Origin of the sequence: Haladaptatus sp. T7, assembly GCF_026008575.1 — an archaeon.
GTDB lineage: Archaea > Halobacteriota > Halobacteria > Halobacteriales > Haladaptataceae > Haladaptatus > Haladaptatus paucihalophilus.
The window spans coordinates 242,993-254,993 of the sequence record NZ_BROP01000001.1 but is presented as its reverse complement, the minus strand read 5'-3'; the positions used below and the strand labels follow the sequence as shown (position 1 = coordinate 254,993).

11 protein-coding genes are annotated in these 12,001 nt (G+C 60.8%); 5 read left to right on the top strand and 6 right to left on the bottom strand.

Translation table 11 applies throughout. The features are described 5' to 3' along the window. Positions 1–12 precede the first annotated feature (12 nt). The 3 genes from OPC11_RS01455 to OPC11_RS01445 all read right to left on the bottom strand — a co-directional run bounded on the left by OPC11_RS01455 (position 13) and on the right by OPC11_RS01445 (position 3,429). Positions 13–1,206, bottom strand: a complete 1,194-nt coding sequence (locus tag OPC11_RS01455; protein WP_264780802.1) for an aspartate kinase — start codon at positions 1,204–1,206, stop codon at positions 13–15. A 145-nt stretch (positions 1,207–1,351) separates the two neighbouring features. Then, positions 1,352–1,948, bottom strand: a complete 597-nt coding sequence (locus OPC11_RS01450) for an aminodeoxychorismate/anthranilate synthase component II (protein ID WP_264780801.1) — start codon at positions 1,946–1,948, stop codon at positions 1,352–1,354. Beyond that, positions 1,945–3,429: an anthranilate synthase component I family protein gene (locus OPC11_RS01445; RefSeq protein ID WP_264780800.1), complete on the bottom strand. Its 1,485-nt coding sequence runs from the start codon at positions 3,427–3,429 to the stop codon at positions 1,945–1,947. The genes OPC11_RS01450 and OPC11_RS01445 overlap by 4 nt, the downstream gene beginning before the upstream one ends. 324 nt (positions 3,430–3,753) lie before the next feature. On the opposite strand from OPC11_RS01445, the gene OPC11_RS01440 reads away from it, so the two are divergent. Then, the gene (locus OPC11_RS01440) at positions 3,754–4,620 is read left to right on the top strand and encodes an aminotransferase class IV (RefSeq protein ID WP_264780799.1); all 867 of its coding nucleotides are present in this window, start codon (positions 3,754–3,756) and stop codon (positions 4,618–4,620) included. A 107-nt stretch (positions 4,621–4,727) separates the two neighbouring features. Next, entirely contained in the window at positions 4,728–5,162 is a 435-nt protein-coding gene (locus OPC11_RS01435) for a VOC family protein (RefSeq protein WP_073096498.1), read from the top strand. A gap of 59 nt (positions 5,163–5,221) precedes the next feature. On the opposite strand, the gene OPC11_RS01430 is transcribed toward OPC11_RS01435, so the two are convergent. Further along, positions 5,222–5,533 (bottom strand): Rieske 2Fe-2S domain-containing protein, encoded by a 312-nt coding sequence (locus tag OPC11_RS01430; protein WP_018128726.1) that lies wholly within the window; start codon positions 5,531–5,533, stop codon positions 5,222–5,224. A gap of 271 nt (positions 5,534–5,804) precedes the next feature. Here OPC11_RS01430 and OPC11_RS01425 point away from each other — a divergent pair, with 271 nt between their 5' ends. Then, positions 5,805–6,875 carry an amidohydrolase gene (locus OPC11_RS01425; protein ID WP_264780798.1) on the top strand — a complete coding sequence of 357 codons (1,071 nt, stop codon included), beginning with the start codon at positions 5,805–5,807 and terminating at the stop codon, positions 6,873–6,875. A gap of 48 nt (positions 6,876–6,923) precedes the next feature. Here the strand turns inward: OPC11_RS01425 and OPC11_RS01420 are convergent, their stop codons facing one another. After that, a complete protein-coding gene (locus OPC11_RS01420) occupies positions 6,924–7,817 on the bottom strand; it encodes a PhzF family phenazine biosynthesis protein (RefSeq protein WP_264780797.1) in 894 nt (297 codons plus the stop codon). Between the two features lie 56 nt (positions 7,818–7,873). Next, positions 7,874–8,788: a DUF4268 domain-containing protein gene (locus OPC11_RS01415; protein ID WP_264780796.1), complete on the bottom strand. Its 915-nt coding sequence runs from the start codon at positions 8,786–8,788 to the stop codon at positions 7,874–7,876. Positions 8,789–8,951: 163 nt separating this feature from the next. Here OPC11_RS01415 and OPC11_RS01410 point away from each other — a divergent pair, with 163 nt between their 5' ends. Both OPC11_RS01410 and OPC11_RS01405 read left to right on the top strand, forming a co-directional pair. Beyond that, positions 8,952–10,415, top strand: a complete 1,464-nt coding sequence (locus OPC11_RS01410) for an aminotransferase class I/II-fold pyridoxal phosphate-dependent enzyme (protein ID WP_264780795.1) — start codon at positions 8,952–8,954, stop codon at positions 10,413–10,415. Positions 10,416–10,488: 73 nt separating this feature from the next. Beyond that, positions 10,489–11,988, top strand: coding sequence for a class I adenylate-forming enzyme family protein (locus tag OPC11_RS01405; RefSeq protein ID WP_264780794.1), 1,500 nt, complete (start codon positions 10,489–10,491; stop codon positions 11,986–11,988). The last annotated feature ends 13 nt before the right edge of the window (positions 11,989–12,001 follow it).

The window sequence follows — 12,001 nt, the reverse complement described above, 5'->3', positions numbered from 1 at the left end:
CGCGAACGTCGTTCAGCCACGCATTCTCGCGCTTTGGAGTAGGTCTTCGACGTGGTGGCGGTCGTCCCAGTCCAGATACACCGTCATCGAATTCGTCCCGATTTCGGCGTCGAATATCTCGATGGACGAATCCAACAGCGATATCGCAAACCGACGGACGGTGTCGAATGCGGCTCCGCGTTCGCCATCGACGACGTGAACGACCGCTACCGTTTCCCTCGTCGAAACGCTCGAAAAGCCGTCGTGCTCCGTCACCAGACGGTGGACGGACTCGACCGCATCGTGCAGGTCGTCCCGACGAACGTAGCACGTGACCGAATCCATATCCGCGAACGCGTTTTTGATCGCGATTCCGGCCGTCGAGAGCGTTTCGACGAGCGGTCCGTCGACGCGTGACCCCGACCGCGAAACGGTCTTGGATACGGTGATTCCGGCGAACGGTACGTCGCGGACGTTCAACACGGTCTCGAACTCGCCGTAGATATCGGTTCCGTCGGCGAGTACGTCGTCGTGCTCGTAATGGACGACGCTGAGTTCGGTCGTCTCGGTCTTGTATTCGAGGGCGGCCGGTGCGACGACCTCCGCACTGCAGGTAGCCAAATCCCGAACCTCCCCGACCGAGATTTCGTCGATCCGTTTCGTCCCGTCAACGGCCTTCGGATCACCGGTGCGTATTCCACGAACGTCGGTGACGAGGACGACTTTATCCGCGTTCATGACGTCGCCGAGCAACGTCGCGGTCGTATCGCTTCCGCCCCTGTTCAGCGTCCGAACGTTTCCCTCGTCGTCCTCCGCAAGAAACCCCGTCACGACCGGGACGCACCCGTCCAGCCGTTCGGAGAGTCGTTCTACGCCCCGTTTCGTTCGTTCGATGTCGATACTGTTCTCGTCGTCCGGACGGACGAATATGGGCCAGTCGTCGTCCCCCGGCTCGACGAACGTGGCGTCCATGCCCGCCGCTGTGAGGTGCGATTTGAGCATCCGAACGCTCGTCCGCTCACCCATACTGACGACCTCGGCACGGTCGAGGTTCGACGAGTCGGGGGCTACGTCGTTCAGAAGCTCGTCGGTCGTGTTCCCCATCGCGCTCGCGACGACGACGACCTCGTGCCCCGCTTCGACCAATCCGGCGACCGTCTTCGTAGCCCGGTCGATGCGACGCCGGTTAGCGAGGCTCGTCCCGCCGAATTTCACCACTAGCTTCATTGTTCGTTCATGAGTTCGTCTTCTCGGAATCGGTTGGCGTTGCCCTCTTGGTTTCCGGCCGTTCGTGGACGCGACGGGTGGTCGTCCACTTCCGCCCGACTCTCACCAGTCGCCTTCGAACGGTTCTCGCGGGAGTCGCTCCCGTCTACACGTCGGCGAAGGAATCCGTCCGACACTTTCGGCAGAACGTCCGTATCAGCCGCTTCCCCGGCGGGGTCAGAACGCTCTCGGGATGGTACTGGATTCCGATGTGGGGTTTCGACTCGTGGCGGACGCTCATCACGACGCGCTCGTCTTCGTCCCCCTTGGTGTTCCCCGTCACCCGGAGCGAATCCGGGAGCGTCCCGCTCTGGACCGCGAGGGAGTGATATCGACCGACGCGGAAAGGACTCGGCACGCCCTCGTAGATTCCCTTTCCGTCGTGGTTGATCTCCGACGATTTGCCGTGCACGACTTCCGGGGCGTGTCCGACCGTTGCTCCCTCCGCCGCACACAGCGCCTGATGGCCCAGACAGACGCCGAGTGCCGGTATCCGCGTCTCCTCGAAGATCGGGATGGAAACGCCCGCCTCTTGCGGCGTTCCGGGACCCGGGGACACGACGATTCCGTCGGGGTCGAGTTCGCGGATTTCATCGATGGTTATCGCGTCGTTCCTGCGGACGACGATTTCTTCGGCGAACTCGCCGATGTACTGCACGAGGTTGTACGCGAACGAGTCGTAGTTGTCTATCACCAGAATCATCGGGCGTCACCCACTTCGAGTTCGAGTTCCGCGTCGTCGTCGAGCGTGTCGCTGACGGCGTTGATGAGCGCGCGCCCCTTGTCGAGCGTCTCGTAAAACTCCGCGACAGGCTCCGAATCGTGAACGATACCCGCTCCGACGCGGAGGTAGTACCGCCCCGACGTCCGAACGAGCGTCCGAATCGTCATGTTCAGCGTCGCTCGCTCGTCGAACCCGAGCACGCCGATAGCGCCGGTGTACGGCCCGCGACGGGTGAACTCCACCTCGTCGATGATCTCCATCGTTCGCGGTTTCGGTGCGCCCGTGATGGTCCCGCCGGGGAAGACGGCGGCGATGGAGTCGGGAATCGATTGGTCGTCTCGCCGAACGCCCTCGACCACCGACACCGTGTGCATCACTTCCGAATAGCGGTCGATGCGCCTGAAATCCGTCACCTCCACGCTCCCGTACTCGGCGACTTTCCCGAGGTCGTTTCGTTCGAGGTCGACGAGCATGGTGTGTTCTGCGTGTTCCTTTTCGTTCGCTAGCAGGTCCGCTTCGAGTTCTTCGTCCTCCTCCGTCGTTTCCCCGCGCGGTCGCGTTCCCGCGATGGGTTCCGTGACGAGACGACGGCCCTCACAATCCAAGAGCAACTCCGGACTCGTGCTGACCAGATCGACACCCGGGAATTCCAAAATTCCGGAGTACGGTGCGGGATTCACTTCCCTGAGCGCGCCGAAGACGTCCGTGGGATGGACCGCGGCGGGTGCGGAGAGCCGCTGGGAGATGTTCGCTTGGAAGGTGTCTCCGTCTCGAATGTACCGTTTCACGGTCCGAATCCGGTCGCTGTACTCTTCCTGCCCGACCTCGTTTCGGAACGATATCGGTCCATCGACGGGCGGGTGCTCGACCGACGGGTCGCCGTCTCGAATCCGCCCCACGTGCGCTTCGAGTCGGCTTCGGGCGTCGGCGTACACCGACGCGAAATCGTCGTCGGGGGCGACCCGCGGACAGCACGTGATTCGAAGTTCCGTCCCGTCGCCATCCCGCGGCTCTTTCCACGCGGAAACCAAATCGTACACGCCGAACTGGAGGCGGGGGAGCGACCTGTCGTCGTCCGTGGTGTCCGGGAGATCCTCCAACTCCCGTGCGATGTCGTACGACAGCCACCCGAACGCGCCACACGGATACGGGACGTCGCAGTCGCCGCGGACCAATCGCTCGCCGTTCAACAACTCCTCCAGTCGCTCGAAGCTGTCCGGTTCGTCGTCGGATTTCGTGAGCCAGTAGGCCGGTTCGATACCGAAATATCCCCATCCGTCCTGACCACCGGTGGTCTCCAGATAGGCACCCTCCGAATCGAACCGCACCTTTCGGTACGCGGTGTAGGGGTCGTCGACGGTTATTCGCACTTCGACCGGGATTCGAGCGTCTCCCTCCAAGCCGCTCGCGACCGATTCGAACTCGTCCTTCCGGGTAATTACAGATATTTCATCGACCATTTAGTAATTGCACCAATGAACGCTGTGTCGTTCATTAACTATCTTTCTGGAACTGTAAACCATAATTGTTTTAATATTTTGTTTTAATACCCAAATATATTCTCTGTATTAATCTGTATATTAATATCTCTGTGGAGAATGGATTATATATTCTGAAGTTTGGTTCGGGAAACATATGGTGAAAAAATATAGGGGGAACCGGTAAGTTTCTTCGGCTGTGAGAGTGAATCGTCAACACACCGCTTTCGGGCGAAACACACCCATCGTTTCGGAACCGGTCGATCACACTGCGGAACGTAGTTCCGTACCATCGAAAATCTATCCATGAGTGAATTGCAGTACTGCGTCGACGGGGAACTCGTTCCGGCATCCGAGGCAACCGTGTCCGTCACAGACAGGGGATTCAAATACGGGGACGCCGCCTTCGAGACGCTCCGGTCGTACGACGGCACTCCGTTCGAGTGGGACCGACACTACGACCGCCTCCAGCGGACCTGTGACCTCCTGAACTTCGACCACGGATACGAACGGGGAGAGTTGCTGGACCACGTTCGGAAGACGCTGCGAGCCAACGGATTTTCGGAGGCGTACGTCCGACTCACCGTCACGCGAGGGGTGCACTCGGGGAAACTCGCCCCGCCGACCGACCCGTCCCCAACGCTGGTAATTCTCGTTTCGGAACTCCCCCGGAGCGGGGTCGGAGGGTCGCCCGTCTGGGATTCCCCCGCCGAAGTCGAAATCGTCGATACCGTTCGAATCCCGGATTCGGCGGTCCCGGCGGCCGCCAAGACGCACAACTATCTCAACGGAATCATGGCTCGAAGCGAGTCGGAGGCGGACGAGACACTCATGCTCGACGTGGACGGAAACCTCACCGAAGGGGCGACCAGCAACCTCTTTTTCTGTGACGACGGGGTTCTCAAGACGCCCTCCCTCGACGGGCCGGTGCTTCCGGGAATCACTCGGGATGTCGTGCTCGAACTGGCGAGGGAACGCGATATCGCGGTGGAGAGAGACACGTATCGCCCGGACGACCTCTACCGTGCGGACGACGCGTTCGTGACGAACACCACGTGGGAAGTGCGGCCGGTCACCCGCGTCGGGGACCGACGGTTCGACACCAGCGAGTTGACCCGAACGATACGGGACGCGTTCGACGCCCGCGTGGAGTCGGAGTACGACGATTCGTAAGCGATGCCGACACGAACTCCGCTGTCCCATCCGTCGTAGAATTATTCTACATGTTCAAAACAGAAATTAATAAAATAATTTAAACAGTGTTAGTAGATATTTCAACCATGGTTGTAGGACCAGCGCACCATTACGGCGTAAACGTGTCCGACCTCGACCGGTCGATCGAATTTTACCGCGACGTACTGGGACTCGAACTGCTCCGTGAGAAAAAGGAACTGAGCGAGCATCACGAGGACCTCCTCGGCGTCGAGGGGGCGAGCGGCGAGTTCGCCGTCATGGAAGGAAACGGAATCAAATTCGAGATGAAGTGCCTCGACGCCCCCGCGAACAAGAACATCAACGCGATGCGAGGGCCACACGACGTCGGCGACGACCACTTCTGCTGGCAAGTCGACGATATCGACGCGAAGTACGAGGAGTTCCGCGAGAAGGGAGTCGAGTTCCTCGGCGAACCCGAATCGGTCGGCACCGTCCAATCGAGGGTGGCCTACTTCTACGACCCCGACGGCAACGTCATGGAGCTCGTGGAACCCGAATAGGACGAACGGTCGAAGACGGCCGACAGTTCGTTTTCGTTTTGAACCCGAACTGAGTCGCACTACTCCTTCGAGAGGTACACCGTCCCGTCTTCGACGAATGCGGCGTAGGTTTCGACGCATAGGTCACCCAAATGAGAGTGTTCGCCCGTCGTGAGGTCGAATTCGAACCCGTGCCACGGACAGAACACGGACGTTTCCTCGACCTTCCCGTCGCTCAGCGGCCCACCTTGGTGGGGACACTTGTTCTCGACGGCGTAAAATTCGTCGCCCGACCGGAAAACAGCGATTTCGCGCCCGTCGAATTCGACCATCGTTCCCTCTCCCTCGGGAAATTCGGCGCGTCCTCCCACTTCGACTGCTGGCTCGACCATACAAATCTCTCCCGCAACTAGCACAAAAAAATTACGAATGAATAAGAAATAGTTAAGAGAACAAAGTGACGATGGAAACGCGCGGTCGAGTCCCACGAACCGCGTCGGCTCGCAGCAGTGTCTCCGGCCGAAACGCCCCCGACGTGACTTCGCACGCTTCGAACAGAGTATCGGTGGATTTTATTTCTTTTTTGTATAATATAATTTAATATTCTATTCAATATTTATTTATCAAAAGAACTATTGGTTTTGTTCCTAAGGTGTAGATATCATGGCCAGTTATGACGTAGACGATGTTACCGTGTACGACATGGAGGTGCATTCGCTAACGAGGTACAACCACCTCTTCGAGTACTTGGACGAGGACCTCAGGGAGCGGGAGGAGTCAGGGTACATGGCTCATCCCGAGATGGGGCCGATGCCGTGGGACGGGTGGGACCGTTCCGCCGGAGGACGAATCAAGTGGTCGCCGCATCCGATAACGCATCCCGACGACTACGACGAAAAGCGCGAGGAGTTCGGAATCGACGTCACCGTCTTCTCGCCGGGACAGTTCAAACTGACGCAGATTCCGAACGTCCCGAAGCGCATCCAGTATCTGTGGGCCATCAACGAGCACATCACCCGGCTGTACGCCGATCCACAGGAGGACAACTACGCGAAACTCCTGATAATCCCGGAACATCCCGAGGAGAGCGCCAAGGTGATAGAGGAGTACGGGAGCGACCCGGGCATCGTCGGGCTGTTCATCGTCGATGTCGGACCGAAACACCCCCTCGGTCACAAGCGGTTCGAACCGATATATGAAGCGGCGGAGAAGCACGATTTGGCGATCTACCTCCACAGCGGGAGCGGGCTGTATCCCGCGTTCCCGATGCCGGGGCTGAACATGGAGACGTTCATGGGGTATCACACGCTCGCCCACCCGATGGCGAAGATGTGGCACGCGACGAGCATCATCTCGCGGGGCATCCCGGAACGGTACGACGTCGATTGGTGTTTCTTGGAGGCGGGTATCTCGTGGATTCAGTTCCTCCGAACGCGCATGGACCGAGAGTATCTGGAGCGGCCCTCGGACGCACCGGAACTCACAAAACTTCCGAGCGAATATCTGAGCGACTTCTACTACGGCGTTCAGCCGCTCGAAGAGCAGCCGAGAAAGCCCGACGACCTCCAGTACATCATAGACATGAACGGATTAGAGGACCAACTCATCCTGACCACGGACTATCCCCACATGGACTTCGACGCGCCGTCCTCGGTGCTCGAACACGACGGTCTCACCGACGTGCAGAAACGGAAGATAATCCACGACAATCCCGAGTCGCTCCTCGGATTCTGAGCGGCGTCGGGTTCAGCGCGGAGCATCGACGAGTCGGGGGACGGAGCGCTACAGCAACCGACCGTCGGCGACGTTCGAAACCCGTCCGCCGACCCGGGAGACGATACCGTCGTCCGTCCGCTCGGCGCGGAGGTGCAGCGTTGATGGGCGGTCCATCTCGTACCCTTGCTCGGCCGTGAATCGAACCGCGGCGCACGACGTCCGTTCACGTAAGCAGTACCCCGCGAGGCTCGTGTTCGCCGATCCGGTCGCCGAGTCCTCCGGGATGCCTTGGGACTCCACGAACACGCGAACGTGCAGGTCGTTTTCGGGGTCGCACGTCTCCGTGGCGAACACCAACACTGCGTTGACACCGAGTCTCTCGACCACGTGCTCGTAGTACGGTTCCCGGTTCGTGGCCGCACGACGTACGGCGTCGAGGCTCCGGAGCGGGAGCAGTAACTGCGGTAGCCCGGTGGAAACGACCTGGCAGGGAAGGGACGGCGCGATATCGTCGTGGGCGACACCTACCACGTCGGCGGCGATTCCCGGGTCGAGGGTGTCGCGGAACGATACCCTCCGCGGTTCGAGCCAGAAGACCGTCCCGTCGCCGTCGCGGTCGGTCGTCACGGTGACGGGACCGTCCGGCAGGGAGAGCGTGACCGTATCCGGGTTGCCGTCGGCGATCACGTCTCGAATCACCGCCGCCGTCCCGAGCGTCGCGTGACCGGCGAACGGCACTTCGGCTTCGGGTGTGAACATTCGAACGCCGTATCCGCCACCGGTCGGCGAGTCGTCGGTTACGAACGCCGTTTCGGAGTAGTCGATCTCCCGCGCGATGCGTTGCATCTTGTCGGATGACAGTCGGTCGGCGTCCCGGACGACAGCGAGTTGATTTCCGGTGTAGCGCCCCCGCGAAAACACGTCGACGATGTGAAACGGCGTCGGTAGGTCGTCGGACATGCTATCGTCGGCTCCGTTCCGAATCGAATTCGCCCGGTGAAACGACCATGAAAATCCTACAATCCCCGGATGCGCTCGTGAAACACGTCGTAGAATCGCTCGCCTGCGTCCACCATCCACGTTTGATACTCGGACCACGACCCCTCCGCGAACAGGTCGCCGTCGCGCCGGAGGGTTATCCGCGCACGGTTGCCCTCGCCCTTCGCCTCGTCCGGCGACAGCCAGATGAGGTCCTCCCCGATATCGCGTTCGATGGCATCACGGTCGTCCGCGAGCGCCTGAAACCCGTCCGGATCGTCACGAACCACGAGTTGGGTCAACAGAACGGACGTGTAGCTGTTGATGGCGAACTGAAGCTTGTACCCGATTTCGCTCATCGAGTTGTTGTACCAGTTGTTCGGTTGTGGCTCGCACGACTCCAAACGGGTCGTTCGCCCTTCGATGCGGTCGCGGAGTTCGGCCCAGTAGCGGAGTTGGAGGAGTTGCTTTTCCGTGAGGCTCCGTTCCGACCGGGTGGACCACCCCGACGGTTCGACGAGCACGTCGGGCCGAACCGCCGAACCGCGGTCGGCGTCGTCGCCTTCGGACACGTCGAACGACACCGCGAACAGGTCGGCGTGCGTGGCTTCGTTCAGCCACCGAAGTAGCGCCACGTGGTCGTCGTCGAACGCCGCTCCGACCAACACGAGGAAGTCCGGGTCGAGCTTCGACGCGGACGCTAGCGTCCGATCCCATCGCTGCTCGCCGCCGACCGCCTCGATGGCGACGGTTCGATTGGCCGTCGTCGTTGCGATGGCGTCGAAGGACAGCGCGTCGTCCACCGTGTTCGAAACGGATTCGAAATCGAACCCGAGTTCGCGGTCGAACCCGGTCGCCCCGTCGGAGCGTACCGCTTCGATGAGGCGGGACGAAGTTTCGGTGCCGTCGCGAGGGGCGGCACCATCGGGACCTGCTGTGCCGGTGTCAGTCATATATTTTCGCTACCGACGCTACACGTATATTTTTAATTGTTTTAATATTACGTCGAGAAGTATGTATTTATGGTGGTAGAACCCCAGTCGTGCAGATAGATGCGCCCCGCGGAAATCGAATCCGTGCAAAAATACTTTAATTTTCAAAAAAGATTGTAATATAATGGCTGATTTCACTCTCCCGTCGAACGGAGACGACCGTTCGTCCGGGGCCGACCGACCGCTCGAACTCTCCCGTGGGGAGAAGGAGGAGATGATACGAGAGACGAAAGCCCACGTGCTGGACCATCTCGACCGGTTGCCGGACGGGCCCGCGTCAAACGTTGACGGTGCACACGAGAAGGCGGAGGAACTGCGCGAACCGCTCCCCGAGGAGACGACGCCGTACGACGAACTCCTCGATACGCTGTTCGAGGACGCCATCGTCCACTCCATCACCAACTCCCACCCGGGATACATGGCGTACACCGCGGGAGGCGGCCTCTTTCACGCGGCGCTCGCCGACTTCATCGCCGACGCAACCAACCGATACGTCGGGACGTGGTTCGCCGCCCCGGCGCTCGTCGCCATCGAAACGAACGTCGTCGAGTGGTTCTGCGAAATGATGGGCTACCCCGACGGCTCCTTCGGCCTGCTCACGTCCGGCGGGTCGATGGCGAACCTGATAGCCACGATAACTGCCAGACGGGAACGCCTCCCGGGGGACTTTCTCGACGGCGTGATATACACCAGCGACCAGTCGCACCACTCGGTGACGAAGGCCGCGGTCCTCGCCGGTTTCCCGTCGGAGAACATCCGTTCGATTCCGACGGGCGACGAGTTCCGCATCGACGTGAACGCCCTCGAATCGGCGGTCGAGGCGGACCGAGCCGCCGGAAAGGAGCCGTTCCTCGTCGTCGGAAACGCGGGGACAACGAACACGGGCGCGGTGGACGACCTCGATACGCTCGCCGACATTTGCGACCGGGAATCCCTCTGGCTCCACGCCGACGGGGCCTACGGCGGATTCTTCGCCCTAACCGAGAAGGGGAAAACGCAACTCGCCGGATTGGACCGCTGTGACTCCGTCACCGTCGACCCGCACAAAGGTCTCTTCCTCCCGTACGGGACCGGCGCGCTCCTGATGCGGGACGGCGGGGCGTTGGCCCGCGCACACGCCGTGGAGGCGGACTACATCCCCGACTGGGACCCCGACTCCGGGACGGTGGACTTCAGCCAACTGGGACCCGAGCTGTCGAGGGACTTCCGCGGTCTTCGCGTCTGGCTGCCGTTGAAACTGCACGGCGTTGACCCATTCCGCGCCGCGCTCGCGGAAAAGATGGAACTCGCGGAACGGGCCACCGACTGCCTCCGTGACCTCGAACCAGTCGAGGTAGTCGCGGAACCCCAACTGTCCACGCTCGCGTTCCGGGTCGAACCGCCGGGCGTCGAGGGAGACGCGCTCGACGAACTCAACGAACGGGTGTTGGAGGAGGTCAACGCCCGTGGCCGGGTTCACCTCTCGGGAACGACGCTCGACGGCCGTTTCGCCGTCCGTATCTGTGTGCTCTCGTTTCGAGTTCATCGGGAGAACGTCGCCGATTGTCTGGAGGACATCGAGGCGGCCGTTTCGGAAGTCACGAAGTGAACCGCGCGCGAACTCACGAAAGATACCTGCGCGTCGGAGGAATTTTATATTATAATTTATATTAATTAAAACGATGTGGAACGTTAGTGAGCTATTTCGAAACACGGTGAAGCGGACGCCCGACCGAACCGCCGTCGTCGATCCGATAACCGACCGACGGTTCACCTATGCCGACGTCGACGAGCGGGTCGAACGGCTTGCCGCCGGGTTTCGAGCGTTCGGCATCGAGAAAGGGGAGAGAATCGGGCTCGCCCTTCCGAACACGCCGGAACACGTCTTTTTGTTCCTCGCGGTGCAGCGAATCGGTGGCATCGCCGTCCCCTTCAACTTCCACAGCAGCGACGAGACGTTGCGATACTTCGTTTCGGACGCCGACCTGTCGATGTTGGTGTTCGGTGGGCCAATCGCAGAGCAGGTGCTCGACCTCCGGGACGAACTCGACTGCGAGACGTTTGTTACGACCGCTGACGCTTCCGCCCCCGACGTGAACGGCTACGAACGATTGGTTCGAGACGTTGACGAGCGGGTTTCGGTGTCGATATCGCCGGACGACGGCAGCGTCATCCAGTACAGTTCCGGGACGACCGGAGACCCGAAGGGAATAGAGATAACGCACCGAGGCGGCGTCGAGAGGGTCTTTCTGAACGTCCACAGTCAGCGGATGTACGACGGGGAGACCGTCCTCGGCAGGATTCACCTCTTTCACACCCTCGGCGTTCACGGGATGTTGCTATCCACGGTACTGACGAGCGGTACGTACATCCCGGTACCCGAATTCGACCGCGAGCAGTATCGGCGGATAATCGAGGAGGAGAACGTCACTGTTCTCCACGAAGCGCCCGTGATGTACGAGCGGTTGCTCGGTTCGGAGGACGGGCACGACACCGACGGGAACCGCGACATGTTCGATTCCGTGGAGATAATCAGCTTCTCCGGCGCGGCGATGAGCGAGGACCTGCTCGACGCGACCAAACGTGTCATCGACCCCGACTACATCTACAACACGTACGGGATGACGGAGATATTCCCGCCGTACACGAAAGTGAATCTCCGACACCGGGACGACCCGCGGACGTTCGGGTACGCGGGGGTGGACGGGATGCGAATCGTCGAAATCGACGAACACGACCCGACGGCGACGGTCGAGGCGGGACGCGAGGGAGAACTCATCGTCCACCGCGACTGTCCCGGAGCGTTCGAGGGCTACCTGCACGACTACGAGAGTGCCGAAGACGCGTTCGAAGGCGACTGGTACTTCACCGGCGACGCCTGCATCGAGACCGAGGACGGCTGTTTCGCCATGACCGGCAGGCTACGCGACCTGATAAAATACGTCGGGGAGAACATCTACCCGGAGAACGTCGAGGCGGTGCTCGCGGAGCATCCAAACGTCGAGGAAACCGCCGTCGTCGGTATCGACGACGACGAGTGGGGGGAGGTGCCGAAGGCGTTCATCGTCGCGGACGGCGACCTCACGGCGGCCGACCTCGACGACCACTGCGTCCGGAGCGACGCGCTCGAGGAGTACAAGCGACCCCGAGAGTACGAATTCGTCGGCGAACTCCCGGAGTGACGACCGGGTTTCA

What these genes read in the sequence shown, in the direction of transcription:
- OPC11_RS01455 (WP_264780802.1), bottom strand. Translation starts at nt 1,206, where the DNA reads ATGAAGCTAGTGGTGAAATTCGGCGGGACGAGCCTCGCTAACCGGCGT.
- OPC11_RS01450 (WP_264780801.1), bottom strand. Translation starts at nt 1,948, where the DNA reads ATGATTCTGGTGATAGACAACTACGACTCGTTCGCGTACAACCTCGTG.
- OPC11_RS01445 (WP_264780800.1), bottom strand. Translation starts at nt 3,429, where the DNA reads ATGGTCGATGAAATATCTGTAATTACCCGGAAGGACGAGTTCGAATCG.
- OPC11_RS01440 (WP_264780799.1), top strand. Translation starts at nt 3,754, where the DNA reads ATGAGTGAATTGCAGTACTGCGTCGACGGGGAACTCGTTCCGGCATCC.
- OPC11_RS01435 (WP_073096498.1), top strand. Translation starts at nt 4,728, where the DNA reads ATGGTTGTAGGACCAGCGCACCATTACGGCGTAAACGTGTCCGACCTC.
- OPC11_RS01430 (WP_018128726.1), bottom strand. Translation starts at nt 5,533, where the DNA reads ATGGTCGAGCCAGCAGTCGAAGTGGGAGGACGCGCCGAATTTCCCGAG.
- OPC11_RS01425 (WP_264780798.1), top strand. Translation starts at nt 5,805, where the DNA reads ATGGCCAGTTATGACGTAGACGATGTTACCGTGTACGACATGGAGGTG.
- OPC11_RS01420 (WP_264780797.1), bottom strand. Translation starts at nt 7,817, where the DNA reads ATGTCCGACGACCTACCGACGCCGTTTCACATCGTCGACGTGTTTTCG.
- OPC11_RS01415 (WP_264780796.1), bottom strand. Translation starts at nt 8,788, where the DNA reads ATGACTGACACCGGCACAGCAGGTCCCGATGGTGCCGCCCCTCGCGAC.
- OPC11_RS01410 (WP_264780795.1), top strand. Translation starts at nt 8,952, where the DNA reads ATGGCTGATTTCACTCTCCCGTCGAACGGAGACGACCGTTCGTCCGGG.
- OPC11_RS01405 (WP_264780794.1), top strand. Translation starts at nt 10,489, where the DNA reads ATGTGGAACGTTAGTGAGCTATTTCGAAACACGGTGAAGCGGACGCCC.